This is a genomic window from Candidatus Laterigemmans baculatus, from assembly GCF_010367455.1.
GTDB classification, from domain to species: Bacteria; Planctomycetota; Planctomycetia; order Pirellulales; family Pirellulaceae; genus Laterigemmans; species Laterigemmans baculatus.
This window is the reverse complement of record NZ_WRPR01000074.1, coordinates 1-23,734: the sequence shown is the minus strand read 5'-3', so window position 1 is coordinate 23,734 and position 23,734 is coordinate 1. Positions and strand designations below refer to the sequence as shown.

General features: G+C 62.3%; 19 protein-coding genes. 10 read left to right on the top strand and 9 right to left on the bottom strand.

Annotation, left to right across the window (positions count from 1 at the left end; translation table 11 throughout):
- Positions 1–2: 2 nt before the first annotated feature.
- Positions 3–212: a hypothetical protein gene (locus GNK13_RS14625; protein ID WP_164103298.1), complete on the top strand. Its 210-nt coding sequence runs from the start codon at positions 3–5 to the stop codon at positions 210–212.
- 144 nt (positions 213–356) lie between these two features.
- Here the strand turns inward: GNK13_RS14625 and GNK13_RS14620 are convergent, their stop codons facing one another.
- Positions 357–623: a hypothetical protein gene (locus GNK13_RS14620; protein WP_164103297.1), complete on the bottom strand. Its 267-nt coding sequence runs from the start codon at positions 621–623 to the stop codon at positions 357–359.
- A 222-nt stretch (positions 624–845) separates the two neighbouring features.
- Between GNK13_RS14620 and GNK13_RS14615 the strand changes: the two genes are divergently transcribed.
- The gene (locus tag GNK13_RS14615; RefSeq protein WP_203329075.1) at positions 846–1,586 is read left to right on the top strand and encodes a M15 family metallopeptidase; all 741 of its coding nucleotides are present in this window, start codon (positions 846–848) and stop codon (positions 1,584–1,586) included.
- 45 nt (positions 1,587–1,631) lie between these two features.
- On the opposite strand, the gene cls is transcribed toward GNK13_RS14615, so the two are convergent.
- The 3 genes from cls to GNK13_RS14600 form a co-directional block, all read right to left on the bottom strand.
- Positions 1,632–3,041, bottom strand: coding sequence for a cardiolipin synthase (cls, locus tag GNK13_RS14610; RefSeq protein ID WP_203545368.1), 1,410 nt, complete (start codon positions 3,039–3,041; stop codon positions 1,632–1,634).
- A 228-nt stretch (positions 3,042–3,269) separates the two neighbouring features.
- Complete coding sequence (locus GNK13_RS14605; protein ID WP_164103295.1) at positions 3,270–5,054, bottom strand: arylsulfatase; 1,785 nt, start codon at positions 5,052–5,054, stop codon at positions 3,270–3,272.
- A gap of 81 nt (positions 5,055–5,135) precedes the next feature.
- Positions 5,136–6,581, bottom strand: coding sequence for a glutamate racemase (locus tag GNK13_RS14600; RefSeq protein WP_164103294.1), 1,446 nt, complete (start codon positions 6,579–6,581; stop codon positions 5,136–5,138).
- A 289-nt stretch (positions 6,582–6,870) separates the two neighbouring features.
- Between GNK13_RS14600 and GNK13_RS14595 the strand changes: the two genes are divergently transcribed.
- The 4 genes from GNK13_RS14595 (at position 6,871) to GNK13_RS14580 (ending at position 12,072) form a co-directional block, all read left to right on the top strand.
- Positions 6,871–7,245 (top strand): rhodanese-like domain-containing protein, encoded by a 375-nt coding sequence (locus GNK13_RS14595; protein WP_164103293.1) that lies wholly within the window; start codon positions 6,871–6,873, stop codon positions 7,243–7,245.
- Between the two features lie 192 nt (positions 7,246–7,437).
- On the top strand, positions 7,438–7,617 hold the full coding sequence (locus GNK13_RS14590) for a hypothetical protein (RefSeq protein WP_164103292.1): 180 nt from the start codon (positions 7,438–7,440) through the stop codon (positions 7,615–7,617).
- Between the two features lie 377 nt (positions 7,618–7,994).
- The gene (locus GNK13_RS14585) at positions 7,995–8,591 is read left to right on the top strand and encodes a non-canonical purine NTP pyrophosphatase (RefSeq protein WP_164103291.1); all 597 of its coding nucleotides are present in this window, start codon (positions 7,995–7,997) and stop codon (positions 8,589–8,591) included.
- A gap of 109 nt (positions 8,592–8,700) precedes the next feature.
- The gene (locus GNK13_RS14580; protein ID WP_164103290.1) at positions 8,701–12,072 is read left to right on the top strand and encodes a PVC-type heme-binding CxxCH protein; all 3,372 of its coding nucleotides are present in this window, start codon (positions 8,701–8,703) and stop codon (positions 12,070–12,072) included.
- A gap of 1 nt (position 12,073) precedes the next feature.
- Here GNK13_RS14580 and GNK13_RS14575 read toward each other — a convergent pair whose 3' ends face one another.
- The 3 genes from GNK13_RS14575 to GNK13_RS14565 are packed head-to-tail and all read right to left on the bottom strand — an operon-like array spanning position 12,074 to position 16,764.
- Positions 12,074–14,134 carry an alpha/beta hydrolase family protein gene (locus GNK13_RS14575; RefSeq protein ID WP_164103289.1) on the bottom strand — a complete coding sequence of 687 codons (2,061 nt, stop codon included), beginning with the start codon at positions 14,132–14,134 and terminating at the stop codon, positions 12,074–12,076.
- Between the two features lie 21 nt (positions 14,135–14,155).
- Complete coding sequence (locus tag GNK13_RS14570) at positions 14,156–15,457, bottom strand: hypothetical protein (RefSeq protein WP_164103288.1); 1,302 nt, start codon at positions 15,455–15,457, stop codon at positions 14,156–14,158.
- Positions 15,454–16,764 (bottom strand): glucuronyl esterase domain-containing protein, encoded by a 1,311-nt coding sequence (locus GNK13_RS14565; protein ID WP_203329072.1) that lies wholly within the window; start codon positions 16,762–16,764, stop codon positions 15,454–15,456. The genes GNK13_RS14570 and GNK13_RS14565 overlap by 4 nt, the downstream gene beginning before the upstream one ends.
- Before the next feature lie 236 nt (positions 16,765–17,000).
- Between GNK13_RS14565 and GNK13_RS14560 the strand changes: the two genes are divergently transcribed.
- From GNK13_RS14560 to GNK13_RS14545, 4 genes are read left to right on the top strand one after another with little or no spacing between them, the layout of a single operon-like run.
- Positions 17,001–17,501 (top strand): RNA polymerase sigma factor, encoded by a 501-nt coding sequence (locus GNK13_RS14560; protein ID WP_164103287.1) that lies wholly within the window; start codon positions 17,001–17,003, stop codon positions 17,499–17,501.
- Positions 17,477–18,202, top strand: a complete 726-nt coding sequence (locus GNK13_RS14555) for a hypothetical protein (protein ID WP_164103286.1) — start codon at positions 17,477–17,479, stop codon at positions 18,200–18,202. The genes GNK13_RS14560 and GNK13_RS14555 overlap by 25 nt, the downstream gene beginning before the upstream one ends.
- A 2-nt stretch (positions 18,203–18,204) precedes the next feature.
- The gene (locus GNK13_RS14550) at positions 18,205–19,611 is read left to right on the top strand and encodes a hypothetical protein (protein WP_164103285.1); all 1,407 of its coding nucleotides are present in this window, start codon (positions 18,205–18,207) and stop codon (positions 19,609–19,611) included.
- A gap of 14 nt (positions 19,612–19,625) precedes the next feature.
- Positions 19,626–21,179 carry a DUF1559 family PulG-like putative transporter gene (locus GNK13_RS14545; protein WP_164103284.1) on the top strand — a complete coding sequence of 518 codons (1,554 nt, stop codon included), beginning with the start codon at positions 19,626–19,628 and terminating at the stop codon, positions 21,177–21,179.
- Positions 21,180–21,749: 570 nt separating this feature from the next.
- Here GNK13_RS14545 and GNK13_RS14540 read toward each other — a convergent pair.
- Both GNK13_RS14540 and GNK13_RS14535 read right to left on the bottom strand, forming a co-directional pair.
- Positions 21,750–22,070: a hypothetical protein gene (locus GNK13_RS14540; protein ID WP_164103283.1), complete on the bottom strand. Its 321-nt coding sequence runs from the start codon at positions 22,068–22,070 to the stop codon at positions 21,750–21,752.
- A complete protein-coding gene (locus tag GNK13_RS14535) occupies positions 22,060–23,097 on the bottom strand; it encodes a DUF1559 domain-containing protein (protein ID WP_164103282.1) in 1,038 nt (345 codons plus the stop codon). The genes GNK13_RS14540 and GNK13_RS14535 overlap by 11 nt, the downstream gene beginning before the upstream one ends.
- Positions 23,098–23,734: the final 637 nt, after the last annotated feature.

The window sequence follows — 23,734 nt, the reverse complement described above, 5'->3', positions numbered from 1 at the left end:
TAGTGCAGCTGGAAGCGTGGCCCGAAGAGCGCGGCGAACTGCTGCGAATTCTGCTGGTGCGAATTGCCGCCGGTGAACTAACGGCGGAAGAATTGCTGACGGTTTTCGGCCAGCCGGTTTATCGGCAGACGGGAACGTACGACGGAGCCGCTCGGCGGCTCGGACTGGATCGGAGGACCGTGCGAGCCAAGGTGCTGCGGTCCCTCGAGTGAGAGCGGTGTCGCGAGTGAGAGCGACCACTCAAATAACAACAGCGTCTGGAGTCTTGCCAGCGCCGCCGGCCGCCCGGAGAAGATAGGCTCCGGGCTAGGACTATCGATTGGGTCCCGTGCAAAGGGACCCGCGTCGCGTTGAACTCAGCCCGAAATTGCGAGGCGGTCGCCCTGCTCAGTCGGTTGCAGTTCCAATTTCTTGTCGGCCAACACAGCGGCGATCTCGGGTTCGACTGCCAGCACGACTTTATCGCCATGTTGGAAAGTCTGGTCGCCCGCCTGCTCGTTGCCCAACTGCAAGGCAAGCGACTGCCCCTGCGGAACGAAGCGGACGACCGCTCCGTCGGAGGCATCGGCGTTGTCTAGCAGCTCAGCAAGATGAGCAGCGGCGGTGTCTGTAACGGTCAGCATCGTCAGTTCTCCTGAAAGCTCGACGTAAAAAACAGCCCGCGAGCCGTTTACGTGAAGCAATTCATTCTGGGCATACGATAGGTCGCCGCAAGGGCAATTCCCTTTCCTTGCTCGCTGCGCTGCTGAACTGCGCTGTTGTAGAATGGATCGACAGCTCGCAGAGAGCTGTCGAAGTTACAGGCCGCTGAAATTACAAGTTGCTGAATTTCCGAGGACGTTGCGGTGCCGCATTATCGAGGCTGTACGGTTTACTTTCCGGCTCTGGCGATCATGGTGCTCGCGGGCTTCGCCGGTTCCCCTGCTGCCGTTCAGGCCGCTCAGGTCACTCAGGCCGCTCAGGTCAATCAGGCGGGGGAGGCCAAGCAGGCGGGGGAGGCGCGGGGAACGCTTGACGATCCGATCATCGACAGCGAGATGACCGAAGCGGAAGCGTTCGAAGGGCTCGATCCGCGGTGCCCCGAAGCGATCCGCAGTCGCCAAGCGTTGATCGAGGTGTTGTATTACTCCGGCGACGGAAAAATCCATCAGGGTCAACTCGTCATCGACCGGGATCTCGTCCGGGACATCCAAGCAGCGTTTGCGGCCGCACGAGAAGAAAAATTTCCCTTCACCTCGGTGATTCCGATCTCCCATCCAAAGTTTCGGAAGAACGGCCGCTGGGACGATGGCCTCTCGATGGCCGCCAACAATACGTCTGCGTTCAATTATCGAGAGATCACCGGCGGGAAGCGGCTCTCCAACCACGCCTATGGTCGCGCGATCGACATCAATCCGGCGACCAATCCTTACATCCGCGGGACTCTCGTGCTCCCTCCCGGAGCGACGTATGATCCGGACGCGCCTGGAGCGGTTACCGCTGACAGCGCGATCACAATGACGTTGGTGGAACTTGGCTGGAACTGGGGAGGGACCTGGGACGACCGCAAGGATTACCAGCATTTCGAGAAGCCGCTGGAGAGGTAAAGCCGCGGTAACGGGGGCGTTGCCGCGCCTCGCGACACTCCGAGCCTAGAACAGTGGCGCAAACAGTCTCCAAAACCGCTCGTGCAGCTTGGTCGTCCTGCGGCGAGCACGCCACGCTTCCCAGTCGATCCGCTGCGCGTATTTGAGGTCCGATTCGAATTCATCTTCGAGTTGTTTGGCGGCATCCTCGTCGAACATCGAAACTGCAATCTCGAAGTTCAGCACGAAGCTGCGAAAGTCGCAGTTGGGGGTTCCGACCATCGACCACTTGCCATCGATCGTCAGTGTTTTGGCGTGATAGATTCCTCTCTGGTACTCGTAGATTTCCACGCCCGCTTGCAGTAGCGATTGGTAGTACGACTGCCCCGCCTTGAGGGTCCAGAGGAAGTTGCCACGGTTGGCAACGATCATCCTGACCCGTACGCCTCGCCAGGCGGCCGCTTCGAGCGCCACGGCCAAGCCTTCGGGAGGCACGAAATAGGGCGTCGCCAAGGTTACCCGCTCGCGGGCCATTCCGATTGCGGCGACAAACATGGTGTAGAACGCATCGACTTCATCATCGGGGCCATCGGCCACGACCGCTGCGGGCACGTCGCCTGGCGTAGTTGGACGCGGATAATATTTCGCGTCGGTCAGCGCCTCACCGGTCGCGTAGTACCAGTCGCGGGCAAACACCTTTTGGAACTGGAGCACGGCAGGTCCGCTCAGTCGAATTTGCGTGTCCCGCCAGTGACCGTAGCCGACCGTCGGGCGAATATACTCGTCACCAATATTCATCCCTCCGGTCAAGCCGACCCGCCCATCGCTGATCACTAGCTTGCGGTGATTGCGGAGATTTAAAGTGAGCAGGCTGGTGAGGCGGTGTCCGGGATTGAATGGAGCGGTGGATACGCCGGCTGCGCGCAATGGTTTGAGGAACTCGCGGTTGATCCACATGGAACCGATGCCATCGTACAGCAGACGTACCTCGACGCCTTGCTTCGCTTTGGAGACCAGTAAATCTCGCAATCGCGTTCCGAACTTGTCCCGGTTCCAAATATAGAATTCGACGTGAACCCATTCCTGTGCCTCATCGACGATTTGCTCGATCAACTTGGCCGAGCGTTTCGTGTCGGGCAGGATCTGGATCTTATTGCCCGCCGTCACCTTGGCTCCGACCAGCTCGGTCGTCATGCGGCCGAGCGACGACCACGCTCCCATTTCCGGCTCGGGAGCTAGAAACTCGTCTTGGACGTCGGGAGTGAGGCTATCGATGATGGCTGAAGCGAGCTGCTTTTGGGGAGTCCGCCGCTCCCACCGTGTCACCCCGATGAGGGCGCAGAGCAGCGGGCCCAAGAAGGGGATGAAGATGACCGCCATGATCCACGCCACCGAAGCCGAGGGATGGACCGAGCGTTTGAGAAGAATCCATGGGATCAGCAGCCAAGTTGAGAAATAGACAACGAGCAGGATCACTCCCACAATTGTCCAGAAATTCGGCAATCCCATATTCCCGTCGGCTTTAGCGGAACGATCATCGATGTCGAGTGCGGGCGTGCTGCGGCTTGGGCAGCCCCCTGTTATAGCAGACCCCTACTAGAACAAGCTCCCGCTGTAGCAAACTCCGCGCCGGAGGTTAAGAGACCGGCGGCCGGTCGGCGCAATGGGGGGGGCGGTGCCCTGTGGGTGGCGTTCCCGAAGGCATCAGAGCTTTTCGACCACAACGTAGTAGGCTCCCAGAGTCTCGCCCGCTTCGGTCTCGAAGCTGGCGGTGAGCCTTGTGGGTCCGGCAGGGAGGCGGAGGCGAAAGCGAGCCTCCTTCGCTCCGGCGGGCACCGACTGCTCGGCCGATCGATCGGCGATCTGGAGCTTCGCGTTGCGGATCGCAACCGCTTCCCCAGGCCGCGCCCGGTAGGCCCGCTCTCCCGGGACCTCTTCGCCCGCTGGCAATGCCGCATCGAGGGCTGCGTCCGCTTCACGCGGCCAACGGCGCAAGCGGATGACATACTCGCCCGCCGTCGCCACTTCGACGTTCCAGTAGCCTGTGTTCTCTTCACCCCCCATGGCTTCGCGAATGTGGGCCTGGTTCCACGGGCTGAGGCGTGTGGTGATCCAGTCGTGGCAAGTCAGCGTGGCGGGATTCTCGGCGGGGTGGCCGATCACGATGAATGCATCGTCGGCAAATCCCGGCTCCAGTTCCTGCCACCAGCTCTCATAGAACGCGCGAAGTTCCGCGACAACCTGGGGGTTATCCGCGGCAACGTCGTTCTGCTGCCCCGGATCGATTGTTATCTCATACAATTCCTCGCCGTTGATCAGTCTCCAGCGATCGCTCATTACCGCGCTCTGCCGCCACTTAATCGGATCCTTCACGCGCTGGGAGTCGGTAACGAGAATCCGCTCGGGCCACGGTGCGGGCTTTTGTGCGTGCGCGGCATCGAGGAGCGGACGGATGCTGCGGCCATCGAATGCTACCCCCTGAGGCGACTCGATTTCGCAAAGATCAATCAGCGTTGGGAGAACGTCGACATGAGCGGTGAGGGTATCGATTTCAGCCGGACCTTGCAGACCGCCTGCCGGCCACGAGATGAAAAAAGGGACGCGGTGTCCGCCATCGTAAGGACTTCCTTTCGTGCCACGCATCCCTGCATTGAAGATCTTTCCACCCGCCGCGGTGCCATTATCGGTGGTGAAGATAAAGATCGTGTTCTCGCTCAACCCTTCCTGGGCGAGGAAAGATCGCAGACGCCCGACGTTCTCATCGATGTTCGCAATCATTCCGTAGAAATTGGCGACGTGGGATGGCAACTCGGCGTAAGGTGCGGCTGCCGCCGGTGGCGAGTGCATCGGACCGTGGGGAGCGTTGGTGGCAATGCAAGCGAAGAACGGTTTTCCGATGCGCCGCTGAGTTCGGATAAAATTGCGGGCGTAGGCGAACCATACATCGGTGCAAAAGCCTTCGAACGGTTGCGGATTCCCGTTGTGGAAATAGCTGCCACCAAAGTAGGCGTTGTTCCAATAGTCAGGCGTCTGACCCACGCCTCCTCCGCCGTGCCGCAGCACTTCGTTGTATCCTCGGTCCTCGGGGCGGGACGGAAAATTGTCGCCGAGATGCCATTTTCCAAACAGCCCCGTCGCGTAGCCTGCGTCCGCAAAAACCTGACCCATGGTGACTTCGTTGCGGCGGAGGATCGAGCGTCCCATGATCGTGTGCCACACGCCCGTGCGGTTGGAACAGCGGCCCGTCTGCAGCGCCGCCCGCGTCGGAGAGCAAGTTGGAGAAACGTGGTAATCGGTCAAACGCATCGACTGGCGAGCAAGCTCGTCGAGATGCGGGGTTTGTAAGACCGGATTTCCATGGCAGCCAAGGTCGCCGTAGCCTTGGTCGTCCGTAATTATTAGGACGACGTTGGGGCGGTCGCTAGCCGACGCGAGCACCGAAGTGACGGCGACAATCCCCAGAGCACAGGCAGCAATGAAAGATCTCATCGAAGTCTAAACCTTTACCCGCTGGGCGACACGAAGGAGATGCTTTGCAGTTGGCAGGCGGTGGGTCGAGTTCGATCATGCTCATTGCAGTCGCTTCCAAACTTCGGGAAGCCGGTTGCGGATGAGATTGAGGCTCGACGCCGGAAGCCGCTCTTGGGTCATCGGCACGTAACGCGTCGACTCGGCTGAAAGCTGGCCGACTTCACGACCATATTTGTAGTCGTGGTCGAGGCCTCCGTTGTCGTTCAACTGAACTCCGGGCCAATCGCGGTTGGGGACCGAGAGGAAAAGCAAATCTTCGCCGGCCGCCGTTGCTTCGTCAGCCGTTCTTCGGAGGCGCGCTTTGGCCAGCTCTCGAAACAGCGCCTTGGCCGTCAGTTCCGCAGGGTCAATCCAGCGAATCTCCTCGGCGATCAAAGCAGCAAAAGAGTTGCCTCCAGAAGCGTCGGAGCTGCGAAATTGTTCAAAGGCTGCCGCGATCTGATCTTGTACCAAGGGAAAATGGGTACAGCCGAGAACCACCGTCGAGATCGGTTCGCTGCCTCCTGTGCGGCGGTATTCCTCGAGCAACGCGAGTACATCGTGACGGATGTGCTCGCCGGCGGCGGCAGGATTCTCTTCGATCGCTTTGGCCAGATCGACTGAGCCCTGTTGGATGATCGTCGGCACCCGCTGGCCGGCGAGCCCCACGGCTCGGCCAATCGCTCGGGGGTAAGCCATGCTGCTGCACGTCCCCACCGTGGCCAGCACCGCCACCGTGCCCGGAGATTTCATGCTCTGCGGCTTCTCGCTTTGGCGGGGACGGTCTCCTGGCGGGTTGGCAACCTCCGCAGCCCCGGCTTCCACCACTCCGACGACGATCACGGGCAGCTGCCAGGCTTCCATCGCCCGGCGGATATCTTCCAAACCATAGGCGGTGGCTGTGTTGCAGGCGATCACGATTGCTTTAACCGGCGGCTTGTCATAAACGGGCTGCGAAGCGGTCGCGGAGGGATAGTAGCGGCGACCGAGCAGAAAGCTCACATCTTTCAAAATCAATTCGCGGAGGTAATCCTCCTTGCCGGACGCCGCATAGTTGCCGTACGGCATATTGGCTTGATCGCCCAAGTAGACGAACCGCTCGTTCTCGAAATCTTTGCGGCCATCGGGGCCCGGGCGGAGAGTCTCATTGTCATACGCATCCAAAGCAAGGATCGCTTCGAGCACGGTCAGGCCGCCGATGCCCGAGTCGAAGACGCCGATGGGCAGATCGCTCACGTCGCCGCGGAAGGCGGAAGCGTCAAAGCTGTACGCAGCTTGACCGGAAGGATGAGCACGAGCGTGCTCGATCATCCCGGCCGTGACATCGGGCGCCCGAGCGGCTTCGGCTTCCTGCACCAGCACGGCCGCTTGCGAGCTCTTGGCCCCTGTGGGTGGCTGGGCGATCGCAGTCCTAGTGGAAAACACCGAGCCGGCAGCCAGCCCGCAGAAGATCGCCCCAGCGATGCTCCACACAAAGGGTCGGGTTCGCAGCAGGAACGTCCGCATTTGCTCAACACTCGCAGTACGCGCAGAAGAAAAGAGGTTCACGGCCTTGGCGGCCGGACGCATTCTAGCTGGACCAGGCGAACCTCGCGAACGACGCCACGCAGAGCGGGGGGCTACCCGCTCGCTTGACTGGCCCGCTCGCTCAAGGGGCCCTCTCGCTCAAGGGGCCCTCTCGCTCAAGGGGCCCTCTCGCCCAGCCAGCCCGCTCGCTCGTCGATCGCCGACCGCTTACGCTGAAGAGGGCGTAACTAGTTCCCCGCCAAGACCCCTAGCCGCTGGAGTCCGATGCATGGCCAAGCAGCACTCGCCCCGTTTCTTGAAGATCGTTGAAGAAGCCAAGTCGCGGATTCGCGAGTGCTCGGTGGACGATGTCCGTCAATGGATCGACGAAGAAACTCCCTTCACCTTGGTGGATGTGCGTGAGGAGAGCGAGTACGCGGCGGGGCGTTTACCTGCGGCGGTGCATCTCGGCAAGGGAATCATCGAGCGGGACATCGAGCGACACTTTCCCGATCCGACGAGCAAGCTCGTGCTGTACTGCGGCGGCGGATTTCGCTCGGCACTGGCTGCCGACAACCTGCAAAAGATGGGCTACACCGACGTCCTCTCGATGGACGGAGGCTGGAGCGGTTGGACCGAAGCCGGCTACCCGGTCGACCGCTGAGGCTTCGCGGCGCGGCCGGACGCCAAGGCAACGGATGGCCAAGACGTCCGACCGATCGCCGCTTCCACAGCACGCGGTTGAGGCGGACAACCACGTGCTATGTCTCTCGCTGGCTTTCGCGGCTTTCCGATAGAACGGGATCCGCTCCTTCGCAACGCAGAACCTAACACCCGGTGGCTGATGATATGGAAAATGAACGGTGATGAATTTGCCCGTGCAACACACATCCGCAATGTCGCTTTTGTTCCGCGAACATTACACATCTGCGATGCCTTCGCGGAACTAATGGCGACGAAACCTCACAAGCCCGGTTCGGTGATCGACATTCCTGAAGTTGTGATGCGCCAGGCACAAAGGTTTCGCTATGACTGAGTCCTAGTAGTAACCGACGCGAAATTGAATTGAAAGGTTTCTTCTGCGACTTTTGTTTCAGATGGGTGCTGTAATGATTAGCGGATCTAATGGTGTTCCTGTAAGGGGGAATGAAGGGTCCTAATGAGCCGCTGGGGGCAGGCCAGCCGCCGTGGCCCAAGGGGTAGCGGACGGAAAAATTTTTCGCCGCCGACGGTTGCCGCCTGGGCGGTGCGGTGCCTTGAGGGGGGATCCCCCCAGAGCCCCAGCCGAACAGGAAGCGGCCCCAGCCAAACAGGAAGCGGGCCCAGCCGAACAGGAAGCGGGCCCAGCCGACGCAGGGGGCGGATTCTGCCGGCCGACCTGCCTCCCTCCACCATCTTCAGAGTGCTTTGCGTATGAACCCCCGGCTATCGCTGCTACTGGCGACGACGAACCTCGACAAGGTCCGCGAGTTCCAGTCGCTGTTCGCCTCGCTTCCCATCGGGATCGTGACCGCTGCCGCGCTGGGATTGGCATTGCCGAATGTGCAGGAGGGAGCGGATTCCGCCGCGGAAAACGCGCGCCTGAAGTCGACGCAGATCGCCCGGCAGATGGGCCGCTGGACGTTGGCCGACGACACCGTGTTGGAGGTCGATGCGCTGGCCGGGCGACCGGGGGTGTTCACGGCCCGCTATGCCGGGCCGAACGCGGATATGGCAGCGAACCGCACTAAGCTGCTCGCCGAGTTGGCGGCCCAGTCGTGCAGCGGGCGGGCTGCACGTTTCGTCTGCCAGCTTTGCGTGGCTGATCCGAGCGGAATGGTGCGGTACGAAGGTCAGGGGGAATGTCGGGGGGAGATTCTGAGTCTCCCGCGCGGCGAGGGGTTTGGCTACGACTCGCTGTTCTTCATCCCGGAGCTCGGGAAGACGATGGCGGAGCTCGATGAAGTGGAGCGAAATCATGTGACGCATCGCAGTCGCGCCGTCGCGGCCCTCGCTGCGGCGTTTCCTTGACCCGATTTCAGGGCAGCGCTATGTTGATCTCTGTAGCGGCGTGGAACTCGCCGTTCTCGCGGGGATTGAGGGGCGTTCTGCCGAATTAAAGAGGTTTTAGGTGCTTCAGATGAATCGCAATTATTGGCTGTCGCTCGCCGTCTCCGTGGGTCTCCTACCATTCAACGCATGGGCGGGTGACGACGGGCCTGCTTCCGAGCCGGTGCCTCCCACGATCGCCGAGGCTTCTGAAGAAGGCGCCCAGGCAATCGCCGGGTTTCGCATTCCGGAGGGTTGGCAGATTCAGCTTTACGCCGCGGAGCCGGATGTCGCCAACATCGTCGCATTCGATATCGATAACTTGGGGCGGATGTTCGTTTGCGAAACCTTTCGCCAAAACCAGGGTGTCACCGATAACCGCGGGCATGATGAGAAATGGTTGAAGGCGGACTTGGCGGCCCAAACCGTGCAAGATCGAATCGATTACCACCGCGAGCTGCTCGGCGACGCTGCGGCCGAGTATACAAAGCAGGACGACCGCATTCGGCTGGTGGAGGATACCGATCACGATGGCGTTGCCGACTCCTCACGCGTCTACGCCTCGGGGTTCAATCAGCTTGAGGATGGCACCGGTGCAGGAGTCTTAGCACGTGGGAAGAATGTTTATTACACCAATATTCCTAAGCTCTATAACCTGATCGATTCGGACGCCGACGGTGTCGCTGACGAGCGGGTGGTGATGAGTGACGGGTATGGTGTCCGCGTGGCTTTCCGCGGCCACGACTTACACGGCTTGGTGCTCGGCCCTGACGGCCGCTTATATTTCAGTATCGGTGATCGTGGCTACCATGTCGTGAGCAAGGAAGGCGATGTGCTGCACAACCCGGCGGTCGGTGCGGTCTTTCGTTGTGAGCTGGACGGCAGCGATCTGGAAGTTTTCGCGGTTGGTCTGCGAAATCCTCAAGAGCTAGCGTTCAACGATTACGGCGATCTATTTACCGGCGATAACAATAGCGACAGTGGTGACCGTGCCAGGATCGTCTACGTCGTCCAGGACGGCGACAGTGGCTGGCGGATGTACTACCAGTATCTGCCCGACCGGGGGCCGTTCAACCGGGAGAAGATATGGCATCCGTTCCACGACGAGCAGCCTGCCTATCTGATGCCGCCGGTCGCGAATTTCGCCGATGGTCCTTCGGGTCTAGCGTATTATCCGGGAACCGGCTTTGGCGACTCGCTCCGCGACACGTTCTTATTAGCCGATTTCCGTGGGAGTGCGGCAAATAGCGGCGTGCGGACGTTTCGGGTCGAGGCGGAGGGAGCCTTTTACACGCTGGCCGAGGACGCGCAGCCGATCTGGAGCATGCTGGCGACCGACGTTGCTTTTGGGCCCGACGGCGGGCTGTACGTGAGCGATTGGGTCGATGGCTGGAATGGCGAAGGGAAGGCGCGGGTGTATCGGCTGACCGACCCGAAGCACGCCGAATCGCCCGAGGTCCGCGAAGTCGCGGAGTTGCTTGCAGGAGACTGGTCGGGGATTGGCGTTTCCCGGCTGGCAGCCCTGCTCACGCATACCGATCGACGTGTGCGGCTCGAGGCTCAGTGGGAATTGGCTCGGCGCGGTGAAGCCACTGCCTTGGCACGGGTGGCCGGGGACTCCGCGCTCGAGACGCTGCCGCGGCTGCATGGGCTGTGGGGAATGGAGCAGATCGCGCGGCGGATGGAACGGCTCGAAGAGGCGACGGGTGAGCTCGTGCGTCGCCTGCTGGTCGACCCCGATCCATACGTGCGAGCCGCTGCGGCTCAGTTTGCCGGTCAGCACGCGAGCGTGGGGGGCGAGGAGCGACTGACTGCGATGTTGGCCGACGAGTCCCCGCGAGTCCGGTACTTTGCGGCTCGAGCACTGGGGTGGTTGGAGAGCGGCGAGGCGATGCCGGCAATCGTGGCCATGCTAGCCGAGAACGACAACCGCGACCCGGTTCTGCGACACGGCGGGGTGATGGCGCTCTCGTCGATCGCGGACGCCGCGGCCCTTGCGGGACTGGCCGAGCATGGAAGCGCGAATGTTCGGCGAGCAGCGGTAGTGGCACTGCGTCGGCAGGGAGCCGCCGAGGTGGCTCGCTTTCTCAACGATGGGGATAGCCGGGTTGTCGTCGAGGCCGCGCGGGCGATCCATGATCTTCCGATTGCCCCGGCGACCGAGGCTCTGGCGTCGCTCCTTGAGCGTCCGCTGAATGACGAGGCATTGATCCGTCGCGTGTTGAACGCGAATTTCCGTCTGGGCACTCCCGAGGCGGCCGCGGCCATTGCTCGGTACGCCGGTCGGGCTTCGGCTCCGGAGTCGATGCGTCTCGAAGCGCTGGCGATGCTTGGCGAGTGGGCGTCGCCGGATGAGCGGGATCGCGTGCTCAACGATTGGCGGCCGCTCGGCCTGCGGCCCGCTGAGGAGGCGCAGGTGGCGTTGCAGGAATCGTTGGCCTCAGTTTTGGCGGGACCCGAATCGGTACGGACCGCGGCGGTGACGCTGGCGGCGGAACTCGGGCTTCGCGAGATCACACCGTTGCTCGCCGAGCGACTGGCCGACGAGGAGCTGAACGAAGCCTCGCGTGCTGCGGCGCTCCGAGCACTGGCCGTCCTCGATCCCAAAGCGGCCGCCGTGCAGGCCACGGAGCTACTCGGCCCTTCCGCTGCGAGTGCATCGACCGCCACCGCCGTCCGCGTCGCGGCGCTCGAGACGTTGGCCGATACAGCACCGGCTGAGTCGCTTGACTTGATCATCGCATCGACGCAGAGCGGCCACGACAGCAAAGAGCAGCAAGCTGCCTGGGATGCGCTGGCAACCATTTCCCATCCCGCCGCCCAGCAGCAACTCACTCGCGGTGTGGCGGACTATTTGAGTGGCTCGCTTGCCAAAGACGTGGAGCTGAACGTGATCGAGGCGGCTCGCCAAAGTGGGGAGGAGGAATTGGTCGCGAAGCTCGATGCTCAGCTTGCCAAAGCGACCACGGCCGACCCGCTGGCTCCCTGGCTTTCCTCGCTTGCCGGCGGCGATGCCGAGCGGGGCGAGACCCTCTTTTTCACCAAGACCGAAGTCTCCTGCGTTCGCTGCCATAAGGTGGCTGGCCAAGGAGGAGAGGTCGGGCCGGATCTGACGGCGATCGCCAAAGACAAGAACCGGCGGTATCTGCTCGAGTCGATCGTGACGCCCGACTCACAGATCGCCAAAGGTTTTGAAACCACCGTCATCGCCGATGACCTGGGGACGGTCCACACGGGGATCGTCCGCCGGGAGACCGAAGAGGTCGTTGAACTGATCCGAGCCGACGGTTCGCTGGTGCGAGTGCCAACGGAGGAAATCGTCGCGCGGCGTCGAGGCCAGTCGGCGATGCCCGCCGATTTGGTCAAGTACCTGACGCCGCGCGAGCTGCGCGATTTGGTCGCCTACCTCAGCGGCCTCGAGACCGAAGCCGCTCCGAAAAGCGAAGGGCACGCGGTGCGATGACTCACTCGGTGGTGATGTTTTTCCAGCCGAGTTTTTCGGCGACGGCCGCGAGGTAATCGGTGGCCGCGCCGTCGCTGCCGGTGACGCGAGTCGTCCGCTCTTCGCTGGCGACGGCCAGCAATTGCGGCACGTTCCAGACGCGTTCGGCGAACAGCAGGATCGGTCCGTTGCGGTCGTCGGCCGGCAGTTCGGCGAGCTCGAGCCTCTCGATCGACGCCTGGCCGAGAGCCGCGTACAAGCCGCGGACGGCGGCGACTCCTTGGGCTGCGAGCGTGACCGGGTGGTCCTGCAATTCGGGGTGCACGTCGAGCCACTCGAGGACTCCGCGAAGCTCGGCGACGCGGATCGCATCGGCCGTCATTCCCAGCAGGTGAAAGCGGCGGCGGATGTGGGTTTGGGTTCGCTCGTCGCCGCTCCACTGGCTCGGTCCGTGGCCGAGCGGGGGAACGATCACCAGCAGTTCGCCTTTGTCTTTCACGTGTCGGCGGATGACAGCGTTGCTGGCCACCGCTTTGCAGGAGGCGTCGACGGCGACCGCTCGATCGCCGAGCCAGATCGAGAGCCCCGCATCGCTCTCTTCGCAGGGACACAGTCGCACGCGTTTCACCGCAGCGGAATCGCTGGGCCCGACCAGAAAAATGTGGCTCTCGAGCGGAGGAACGATTTCGGCGGTCAACTGCCGGACGGTCACTTCATCGACGCGGAGGGTCTCAGCTTCCTCGACTTTGGGTGTGGTCGTGGCGACTTGCAGCGCGGTCGCTCCCGGAACGTTTTCGAGCCCCGCCAGCCAAGCATCTCGCATCGCTATCCAGCTGCCGGCATCGTTGGGCACGTTCGCTTCGGCCTGCGGCACGAACCATTCTTGGACGTTCGTCACCCGCTCGTCGGCAGGCGTCTCTTGGGGAGCGAGCACGCGGAGCTCGCGGGGTTCGAATTGTTTCTCGGCCGGCTCGCGGATCAGCTCTTCGGAATCTTTGAGGAAGCGATTGAACCACGCGAAGGCGCCGACGCGGAGGGTCTGGGTATCGCGGTGGGGACCGGCGGTGAGGTGCACCGCAAGGTGATCTTCGGCATCGAGCAAGCGATAGATTTTTTCAGCGTCGCGATAAACTCGCACGACTCCATCGAGTGGGAAGATGCGGTCGCGGTGCGAGTTGCTGATCAGCAGCGGGCGGGGAGCGACGAGGGCAGCGAGGGTCCCGAAATCCCAGCGGTAGCGATTGACCATGAACATGCAGTCGCAGTGTCCCTCAACACAACCGTCGATGACGTGGTTGCGAAGATCGGTGATTCCCGCCACGGGAACGGCAGCCTGGACACGCTCGTCGAGAGCGGCCACCCACCAGCTGTAAGCACCACCGCCGCTTCGGCCCGTGACGCCGATTCGCTTGGGATCGACTTCCTCACGCGACTCGAGATAGTCGAGGGCCCGGATCGAATTCCAGGCTTCGGTCCCAGCCGGGGTGTAACCGCGAGCCGGCCACCACCACTGGCCAAGGTTGTGGGTCCCGTGGTGCACGCCCTCGATCTCGCCGAGCTGGATCGTGTCGATGATCAAGCAGGTATAGCCGTTGCGGGCGAACCAGATCCCGTGGTGATGATAGCCAGCCTTGTTTCCAAAGCTCACTCCATCGGCTTTCTGGCGGCTGTGGCCGCAGACATACAGAACGCTCGGCAGCGGGGCTTCGACTTCGCTGGGCCGATAGAAATTCGCGGTGACGTAAAGCCCGGGGCGGGACTGAAACAGAACCCGCTCGACGATGTAGCCGTCCCCTTCGAGTTTCCCCCGAGTCTTTGCGTTGAGCGGCGTGCGTTCGGGCCACGGGTTGAGCCCCAGCATTTCGCGGAGCTGCAGCAGGAGCTCCTGGCGTCGTTCCTGCCAGGCTTCGGCCGAATCGATGCCAGCGAAGGTGGTCGATTCGATCTCCGCGACCTGGTCGGCGAAAAACTGCTGCAGCCGGCGGTCGGCTTCCGGCTCTGCCCCGCCAGCAAGAGACGCTTGGACCGCGGTGCAGGCGAGTATGCAGGCGAGCGCCATGCCCCGGAATCGGTTGTGGATCATCCAGCCATCCCTCATCGGAGTTTAAGGATTGAAATTCGAAGCCTCAACTATAAGCGGCGCACCGGACGAAGGTCGGGTGGCGAAGAGAATTTGGCGAGCCCGCGACTCGCTCGAGCCGTACATCCGCAGCACGTCGGGCGTCTCCAGGTCATGCGTTTGCCGGTGGCACCAACGCAGCAACCGCTCGACCGCCGACGCCTCGGCCAAGTCCAGTTCGGGGTCGCTCGCGAGCCGGTGACTGAGCCGGTTCAGCGCTTTGCTGGGCATTCCCCAGATCGCTCCCGGACGCGTCAGCAAGTAGAGCGAGTCGAGAAACAGCGAAGTCACGGCGTCTCGTCGAAAGCCGCGGAACGACTCACGCGTGAAGAGGTAATCGACTCCGGCTTGCGAGTGGACCGCGGGGCGATCGAAGTGCCCGCGGATGAACCGCCGCGTGCGATAGGCCCCAGCGTCGTAGACTGCGGGGTCGTAGGCTGCGGGGTCGTAGGCTGCGGAGTCGCCGGTCAACCACGCCAAGTTCTCCTGGCGATGCCGGAATCCGTGGGCCAGATCGTTGAGGTTTCTTTTGACCTCCACGACCGCGAGTACCTCCACCGCAGCCGCCGGGTCCGCCGGCTGCCGCACCACGACCGCATCGAGCTCCAGTCGAGCCGCACCCAGCGTCACTCCCCGCAGAATCGCCACCTCGCCCGACGGGGGAGACAGGTCGGGGAGGATGGCTTGCTCGATCAGCGACTCCGCTTGGTGTTCGAAGGTGGAGCCGGACCGCCCCGTGCCCTGCCCTCGCACTCGCTCGAGGCGAGCCAGCTCCGCTTCCACTTCTTCCACTCCGCAGTCAGCGCGGAGAGCGTGAAGCTGGTCGCGGAGCCGGAGCAGGTTCTGCAGCTCGGGACTCGCCGCAGTCAATTGCTCCTGCTGCGAGCGAAGCGTTCGCTGTCGCGCGTGGAACGACTCGAGCTTCTCGGCGAGTCTTGTCCGGTCCTCGGGAGCGGCTCGGGCGAGTGCATTGGTTAGCCCAGCGATCGCCTGCTCGGCGCCCGAGGCCGCTCGCTCGAGCGTCTGCCGTCGAGCATGCGAAGCGGTCGCCGCCTCGGCTGCGGTCGCGCGGCGAAGCTCCCGTTCGAGCTGGAGGAGGCTTGGGCACGAGCGACGCAGATCGCGCAGCCTGGCCCGCTGGGCGAATGCCGCGTCGCGTTCCCAGCGGGCCTGGTGCCTTCGCAACCAATCCGGGAACTCGGCTGCATCGAGCTGGCGGACATCAAAACATCGCTCCTCGAGCAGCCAGCGAAGCACTTCGCCGCCGCGAATCAGCGGGGAATTCACTTCAGATGGCGGTCGGCAAAGTCGAGGTACTGCTGCCAGTCGTACTCGGTCACTGCGTGTTTGCCGCTGCGGATGTGGTAGCCAATCGTGTGACCGATCGGTGCATTCACCTCGGGCATGCTCTCGGCCGAGAGCTGCGGAGCATCGAGCCCTGGCGTGCCGAGCAGGCGGTAGACCGGATCGGCGTGCAGCCCTGCGAGAAACTCACCTCGCGGGTCAGCCCACCGATCCTCCGCGGCGCTCGCGATGTAGACCGGCCGGGGAGCGAGCAGGGCGATCAGCATGTGTTGGTCGACCGGCAGCGAGTCTTCGTTGTCGTTGTACTGCTTGAAGTTCCCGCAGAACCAATGGGGGAACGCCGTGTTGATCACTTTGACCGTCTCGCCGAACCGTCGGCGGCTGAGCGCCGCGCCGCCGCAGCCCGAGTTGTTGGAAATCGCCAACGCGAATCGCGGATCGCTCGCCCCAGCCCACAGCGCCGTCTTGCCGAGCCGCGAATGCCCCATCACGGCCACTCGGCTCGCATCGATGTCGGCGTCGCTCTCGAGGTAGTCGAGAGCCCGCGAAAGTCCCCAAGCCCAAGCCGCGATCGTTCCCCACTGGTCGGGTTTCGGTTGACTCTGCCCTGGCTCATAGCCGAGCGGATGGACGCCATTTTGAAAGCCATCATCGAAATCGGGATCGATGTCGCCACAGTAGATCGTGGCCAGGGCATAGCCGCGGTCCAAAATCTTCTCGACCGGCCAAGACTTCGCACTCACGCCCCGCGAGGCTTCGGTGGCGCGGTGGTCGACAACCCCTTTGTCCGGATTGCTCCGCATCCAGCTCTCGGAGAGCACGATCTCGGGATCGGGATGGATCGTATGGTTTCCGTAGAAGTTAAGTCCCAAGAAAGCCGGCACTGGGGAATCGGTGGAGGCAGTGTGAGGCTGGTAGATCAAGATATCCATCGAGGGGCCATCGCTCTTGCCAGTAAACAAGACGCGAACTTGCTTGCGCGTGGCTTTCCCTGCGAGTGCTTCCTTGTCCACCGACAGCGTTTCAAAACGCATCTCTGGCGGAGCCGCCGGCGCCTTCCCATACACCTGCGTTGCAAACAATTCCAAAATTTCTCCGCGGCGCTGCTCTCGCCACATTTCCGCGCTCACCACCTGATCGCCACTGGCCGTGATCAGCGGATCGGGAAGCGAGTACTTCGGAACGAGTCCTTCGTCGTAAATCGTCTTTGGCGACTGGGCGACGCAAACCGGCACGACCGCACACCCGGCAGCCGCCACGGCCAGAACAAAGGATTTGCAAGTCCGCATGAGATATCGTTGGGGCAGGGGAAAGGAACGGGAACGGCTGTCATCTTAACGAACCGGTCGGTGACAAACAGGTTTTCAGCTCCTTCGAGGCAGTGGTTGCTCGTGTCGGAGGGTTGGAGCCGCATGAGGGGCATTTTTTTGAAATTAAGTTGGCCCCGCGGTGTTGAATGAATAGCGGGCGGCGATGGAGCCGCCGCTCGGTGGGATGCTCGGGTGCACAGTAGATGGTGGAGTGGATGGGTGATGCGGAGGCTGACGCCGTTGTGCGGCTGATCCGCGACCGCGGTCCGGCCCTGGTGCTTTACGCCCAGCAGTGGTGTCGGACTCCGGAAGACGTCGTCCAGGACGCGTTTTTGCAGTTGCTCCGCCAAGCCGACATGCCTGCGGACCCAGTCGCCTGGCTGTACCGAGTCGTCCGCAATGGCTCGATCAACGCTGCGCGGACGGAAAGCCGGCGAGGTCGACGCGAGTCGCTCGCCTCGGAAAGCCGCCCGCCATGGTTTGAGCCCGCCGTCGATCAGCGCCTCGATGCGGAAGCAGCCGTCGAGGCGCTCGAGCAATTACCGATTGAGCAGCGCGAGTCGATTGTCGCGCGGTTGTGGGGCGGCCTGTCGTATGAACAAGTCGCCGTGCTGACGGGCACGTCGCCAGCCACCGCGTATCGCCGCTACGTCAGCGGCTTGGAAACACTTCGAGAAAAGATGCGTATCCCATGTCCCGCCAAGACGACGACCTAGACGATTTTCGACGTTCGGCCGAGCGCCCCTTGCCGCCTGAGCTGCGTGCGTTGGAAGCGGTGCTCGGCGGACTCGAGCCGCGCACTGATCGCCTCGACCAAGCCCAGCTCTGGTATCAGGCCGGGCGGCAGTCCGTCCAGCCCTCTGCACCGCCGGTGAACCCGCGTTGGAGTGTGGCCAAGGCATCGACCCTCTCGGCCAGCTTGGCCGTCGCCGCCACGGTGCTGCTGATGGCCTGGCTGCGGCCGCCAGTCCCGGCGGTGGAACGCGTGCAAGTCGTGGCTGCATTGCCAGAGCCCCGCTTGGGAAACTCCGTCGCTGAAGGCCCCGGGGCGGACCGCCTATTGACGGATGCCGCTGCGCAGGCAGATGTACCAGAGCCAGACGCAGCATCCCCAGCCGGCTCCGAGTCGCCGCATGTTCAAGGCGGGTTGCGGAACCGCGGCCGCTCAGTCACGGCCGAGCCGCACGACACGGCACGGCTTGCATTGATTTCGATGCTCCTGCGACACGGAGTGAGTCCCTGGGAATCGTTGCCGCCTCCGCGACCGGAGAATACGGCCACGGCCGAGGAGCCTGACTCCGAGTTATCTGAGAACCCCGCCCCGCCGACCCACTACCAACAACGGAGAGAACTGCTCCTGGAGAACCTCGGGCGAAACAATTCCGAATTTCGCACCCCAATCCTATTAGGAACTTAGGTATGAGACTCCCTCAGTTACGGCATGCAGTCTTCCTGCTGTTAGCCTGTGTTGCGGCAAACCCGAAGCCGGCTGCTGCACAGGATGCCGGCACCATCATTCGCTTCACGGTACATCCCGCCGGTGATCCAACACCCGCGCTCAAGCACCGCTTGATGCCGCCGCTCTTAGAGCAGCGTCCTGGCAATGCCGCCGTCTGGTATGGCAAGGTGGCTGCGGAACAGCAGGCTTTCTTCGTAGATCGCGAGATGTGGAAGGCCATCGAGCAGGCGGACGAATGGCCTCTCGAGGAGGTGCTCGCCAACGAGCAGATCCAAAAGGCGACACGCGACAGCCCGATTTTCTTTCATCTCGAGAACGCCGCCCGCTCGGATCATGTCGACTGGCAGTTGCCGTTCCGCGATCAACCGTATTACACAATGCTGCTTCCGGAGACTCAACAAACCCGTCAATTCAGCAGGTTGCTTGCTGTTCGTGTGCGCCGGCAGGTCGCGAAACGCGATTTTGAAGGCGCCATCCGCAGTCTGCAAAGTGGATATGCACTTGCGCGCTTCGTTGCGGAGGGCCACACCATGGTCAATGGGCTGGTGGGGATTGATGAAAGCAATGCGATGTCGCGCCAAGTGCGAGAGTTCGTGCAGCATCCGGAATCCCCGAATCTTTACTGGGCACTGACGGCCTTGCCCGATCCACTCATCAACGCCCGACCTGGAATCGAGGCGGAATTAGCCGCCCTGGAGCTTAGCTTTCCATTCTTGCAAGATCTAACACGATCGGAATACGGCGAGGAGTACTGGCGAGGCCAATTGGAGGAAGTTTGGAAGTTAGCCAGGAATTTCACCGATCAGAGTGACGACCAGTTGGCTTTTCTCGGGGATGTCGTGCGGGGATACCCGATCGCAAAGCAGGGACTGATCGATGCCGGGTGGGAATCCGATCGAGTTGAAAAACTGGCGGTCTCTCAAGCCATCCTCGCCTACAGCATGCTGCAGTACGAAGCTCGGCGTGATGGATTGCTCAAATGGCTGTTCGTCCCCTATCCCGCCAGCCATCCGCAACCGTCGGTGGAGAACGTCTTCGCGGAGGCTGACTCTGAAGAAATCCTGCCACTCTCAGGTGCCTTTCTGCCTGCGTTTCAAGGCTACCGATACGCCATGGCCCGCGCCCAGCGAGAGATTGCGGTGCTGCGGATGGTCGAAGCCATCCGGTTATACGGCTCACGTCATGAGGGGCGAATCCCCCCTTCGCTCGACGCTTTCGAAGTTCCGATCCCGCTGGACCCCATGACGGGAAAGCCATTCGAGTACCGCGTCGACCAGCAGACAGCAATCATCGAAGGTCCTCCGAGCCATCCTTCGGGCTCTGACTCTCTTCACGCGGAAGTTCGCTTCGCAACAGCCACACCCTAAATGGAGATCTTAGCATGTACCGATCCGGTTCTCGTCTGGCTCTGAGTTTGGTCAGCAACGTAGCTCTCTTCGCATGTTTTTCCTCTGCGTCAATTGCTGCAGACACCGATGCACTTGATCTTCTAAAGCCGCTGCTCAGTTCCCAGACCGTCGCGGTCGTGGGAGTCGAGACACAGGCCTTGGAACGCGATTCGGCGGTGGCGTTGGTTGAGCGGGTGATGCCAGTTGGCACCCCTTATGCAACTCGCGTGGCCGATCGCGTTGTAGCTATGCAGCGCATCCTCGAGGACGGCGACGTTGAAGAAGTTTATTTTGTGTTCGATCTATTCGATCCGTTTGGCGAGATGCCGTTCGTCGTCGTGCCCCAGACCGAATCCTTAAATGCAGATGCTCTGACCGTGTTGCTTGAGCAGGGGCAAGATCGAGACGTTCAATCTCGCCCGATCGGTAGCGCTACGGTGTTCGGTGCGGCCTCGACATTGGAGCGTCTTGCAAATCTTGAAACACAGCCTTCCTCTGCCATCGAAGAGGCTTTGGAAGAAATGGAAGACTCCGCCGTTTGGGCCGTTGTGGCGGCGAACGACGATCAGCGACGCGCCGTCGAAGTCGTTCAGCCGCGGTTGCCGGTCGCTCTCGGCGGTGGAAGCATTCACCCGCTGACCCGGGGAATCCGGTGGATCACCCTCAGAATCGATTCACGACCGAATCCGACCGCGACGCTGACGCTTCAAGCATCGGATGCGACCGCGGCGACTGAGCTACGCGAGGTCGCCGAGCGAAGCGTGGTAAGCCTGCAGACGCATGCTCCCTTTGCACAGGAGTGGCCAGAACTGGCCCGGCACCTCAGCAGCCTTCTTCCCACCCGCGAGGGAGATCAACTGCGGCTGAATCTGGATGCGTCGAGCGAGACACTGCAACATCTGCTGCAGTTCATCGCTGAACCTATACAAAGTGGGCTGCGTGCGGAAGCTCGGAAGCACGCCATGCGGCAATTGAAGCATCTCTCCCTTGCGATACATGCTTATCACGACACCTTCGGGCACTTACCCACGGCGGCAGCGACCGATGAGCAGGGACGGCCCCTGCTGAGTTGGCGTGTGCAGCTACTGCCCTACCTGGGCGAGCGGGAACTGTACGAAAAGTTCCGGCTCGATGAAGCCTGGGACAGTGCCCACAACCGGGAACTGATTCCACAGATGCCTGAGGTGTTTTACATTCCTCTCTCTCGCCATCTTCAGCGCGACGGTCGAGCCAATTTCGCCGTTCCCGGTGGCGAGGGTTCGATGTTTCCTCCCGGTGAAGTGGCTCGCTTCCAGCAGGTGACTGACGGCCTGTCCAACACCATCATGGTCACCGAAGTGGACGACGAACATGCCGAGATTTGGACCAAGCCAGGGGCATATGGAATCGACCCTGAGAATCCGGAGCGGGGGCTCGGCGGGCACTTTCCAGGAGTGTTTCTGACCGCCTACGGCGATGGATCAGCGAGGGCTGTCCCCCTAGATCTGCCCAAGGACTCCTTGCGGGGACTGTTCACACGCAGCGGCGGTGAGACGGTGCAGTGGTGAGGCTGGCATAGGATCTATACCGGAGCGATACGCGGAATGCTCCCCAAATCCTGATCCAGAGGTTATGAAAGTCTGAGGCCACTTCCGGCTGGAGGATTTTCACTTGAGCAAGAAACGAAGACGGCACACGCCCGAGCAGATCGTCAAGAATCTCCGGGACGCCGATGCGATGCTGGCCGCCGGCAAGTGTGTCGGCGAGGTGCCGCTGGCAACGCTGCGAGCGGGAGAAAGGCAAGCGGCGGAAGGGAGCGCGGCGATTGCCCCGTCTACCGCATTTCGACCGACCGCAGCCCGGCGGCCGTCTACATCGTGGCGACCGACGAAGAGCGCGCCATCGCCGAGCAGGTCGCCGAAATGCCGACAGTTGCTTCGGGGCTCGTCGTTGGTTCCGCCCATAGTCGCCTTTCGCTCCGCGCATAGTCGCCTTTCGCTCCGCCCATAGTCGCCTTTCGCTCCGCGAAAGTTGTGTGTCTCCGCTACTTTCGCGGAGCGAAAGGCGACTATGAGTGCGCTACTTTCGCGGAGCGAAAGGCGACTATGGATGCGCTGCTTTTGTGGAGCGAAAGGCGACTATGGGTATTCGTTTTGGGCTTCGAGCAGCTGGCGGGCTTGTTCGGATGCTGTGGCCCAATCGCCTGCTTCGGCTTCGTCGAGGATCTCTTCGAGCAGCGCTGCTTCGTCGGGCGTGATCTCTCCAGAGCGCAACTGTTCGGCGACCAGCGCCCGCGCCTGAGGAATCTGCGGCGCCGTTTCCAGGTTGCAGAGATTTTCGACGACTTTGGCCGTCTCGAACGCGGCCGGGCTGACCCGCGGGTACCCACAGCCGCTGCAGAGGACCAAACCGAGGAGCGCGATCGACCATCCGAAATTGAGGAAAGCTCTAAGGGACATCGACCACCTCGCCTTCTCGGATGCTGCTCATCGCTGCGAACGTCGGTCGGTGGATCGTCTCGGAGACGTAGCGAACCGCGCCGTCACCCATCAGGACGTTCGCACCGCCGGGGTGCTCTGCCTGCATCTGACCGACATGGCGAGTCGGAAAGTTCGGCGGATGGATGATCGGATTGCCGAGCGCATCCCGCTCTCCGGCGGCCGGACCGCTATGGACGAGGAGCAGCGTCGCAGCCGATTCGGCACCGTTGTCCGGAGACTCAATCCGCGGGTGTACGAACGCACCTGGCACCACCCCCACCCAGCTTTTGTCGCTCAGCCGTGAGGTGTGTTCGCCGAGAAAAACCGTGTTGGAAAGTCCATCAGTGACATCCGCGAACCGCGTCTTCGAGTTCCGATAAAACGGTCCGTCGGCGACTCGAGCGACCTCTCCGTCGACACCGCCCGCTGGGCCCGAACAGTCCCCCCAGCATTCTTCCTGACCGTGGCTGGCGACGTAATGACTGCGCCCCACCCGAACTGCCGCGCCGCCTTTCTGAAGCAGCTGCCCCGCGGCATCCACTAGCTCGAACGCGTCGTGGCTCCCCGAGACGCTCGGGCAGAGAAAAACCTCTAAGCGGGTCGCCACCGCTCCAGCAAACGCCGGGCTCCAGAGCGGCTGCTCGTAATCGATCTGGTCGGCCAGCGGTGTCTGCTCAAGAAACGGCAGCAGTCGCGCACCCCAGCCCCAGCCGGGAGCAGCGTCCCAGGTCACCGCGTCGAATGCTTCGCCCGAGAGCTCTCCCCGGCGAACGGCGGCGACGTCGGCCAGATACCCGGGCGGCAGTTGCTTCCAGGTCAGCTCGTGATTGTGAATGGCCACGCCCAGTTGGCGGAGGTGGTTCTGGCACTGCATCCGCCGCGACGCCTCACGGGCGCTTTGGACCGCGGGCAGGAGCAGCCCTACCAGCATTCCGATGATGGCGATCACCACCAGGAGCTCGACCAGCGTGAATCCGCACCGCGAACGTCTCGACTGCGGGAGCATCGACAACTCTCCTCTCGGACAAGGAAAAACGGGAAGGGCCAGAATCCGTAGTGCCGGCTGCGACGTAGGGGTTGCTACGTTGTAGCGTTTGCTACGGTTGCGGGTGAGATTGTAGCTATGGCTACGAATCTGGCAAGGCCGTCGCGCCGGCATCCGCCGCCACGGGCGAGCGTCCAATTTTTTTCTGAGCCGTAGGCGCTAGCCTCGGGTGAGCCGTAGGCGCTAGCCTCGGGTGAGCCGTAGGCGCTAGCCTCGGGCCTCGCAGCCCGGAATTTTCGCTGCAGCACCCGCGGCTAGCGCCGTCGGCTCAGGGTCTTCTGACAGAGCCCAGCGTCCGGGGAGGGCAATCCGCCGCCACGGGCGAGGCTCTGCCAGAAAACTCCCAACGACACCCTCCCCTCGGGAGGGTCGCGAGGAACGAGCGGGGAGGGGGACTCGCGACGTAGATCCTCCACTTGGCGAAATTCAGTGGGCCCTCCCCGGGCCTGAGAGCCCGACCCTCCCGGGGGGAGGGTAATGCCGAAAGGGGCTTTCTGACCGAGCCTAGCTGGACAGCGCCACTTTCTCACGCTGAATTGCCATAAAGTCAGCAGTGCCCAGCAGTTGGCTATCAAGTCGTTTAACGGCAAGCCGAAGG

Excerpts from the sequence above, each read along its gene's own strand:
- GNK13_RS14605 (WP_164103295.1), bottom strand. The coding sequence starts at position 5,054 with ATGAGATCTTTCATTGCTGCCTGTGCTCTGGGGATTGTCGCCGTCACT.
- GNK13_RS14540 (WP_164103283.1), bottom strand. The coding sequence starts at position 22,070 with ATGTCCCTTAGAGCTTTCCTCAATTTCGGATGGTCGATCGCGCTCCTC.
- GNK13_RS14580 (WP_164103290.1), top strand. The coding sequence starts at position 8,701 with ATGAATCGCAATTATTGGCTGTCGCTCGCCGTCTCCGTGGGTCTCCTA.
- GNK13_RS14600 (WP_164103294.1), bottom strand. The coding sequence starts at position 6,581 with ATGCGGACGTTCCTGCTGCGAACCCGACCCTTTGTGTGGAGCATCGCT.
- GNK13_RS14550 (WP_164103285.1), top strand. The coding sequence starts at position 18,205 with ATGAGACTCCCTCAGTTACGGCATGCAGTCTTCCTGCTGTTAGCCTGT.
- GNK13_RS14620 (WP_164103297.1), bottom strand. The coding sequence starts at position 623 with ATGCTGACCGTTACAGACACCGCCGCTGCTCATCTTGCTGAGCTGCTA.
- GNK13_RS14590 (WP_164103292.1), top strand. The coding sequence starts at position 7,438 with ATGAACGGTGATGAATTTGCCCGTGCAACACACATCCGCAATGTCGCT.
- GNK13_RS14535 (WP_164103282.1), bottom strand. The coding sequence starts at position 23,097 with ATGCTCCCGCAGTCGAGACGTTCGCGGTGCGGATTCACGCTGGTCGAG.
- GNK13_RS14565 (WP_203329072.1), bottom strand. The coding sequence starts at position 16,764 with ATGCGGACTTGCAAATCCTTTGTTCTGGCCGTGGCGGCTGCCGGGTGT.
- GNK13_RS14545 (WP_164103284.1), top strand. The coding sequence starts at position 19,626 with ATGTACCGATCCGGTTCTCGTCTGGCTCTGAGTTTGGTCAGCAACGTA.
- GNK13_RS14555 (WP_164103286.1), top strand. The coding sequence starts at position 17,477 with ATGTCCCGCCAAGACGACGACCTAGACGATTTTCGACGTTCGGCCGAG.
- GNK13_RS14595 (WP_164103293.1), top strand. The coding sequence starts at position 6,871 with ATGGCCAAGCAGCACTCGCCCCGTTTCTTGAAGATCGTTGAAGAAGCC.
- GNK13_RS14560 (WP_164103287.1), top strand. The coding sequence starts at position 17,001 with ATGGGTGATGCGGAGGCTGACGCCGTTGTGCGGCTGATCCGCGACCGC.
- GNK13_RS14585 (WP_164103291.1), top strand. The coding sequence starts at position 7,995 with ATGAACCCCCGGCTATCGCTGCTACTGGCGACGACGAACCTCGACAAG.
- GNK13_RS14575 (WP_164103289.1), bottom strand. The coding sequence starts at position 14,134 with ATGATCCACAACCGATTCCGGGGCATGGCGCTCGCCTGCATACTCGCC.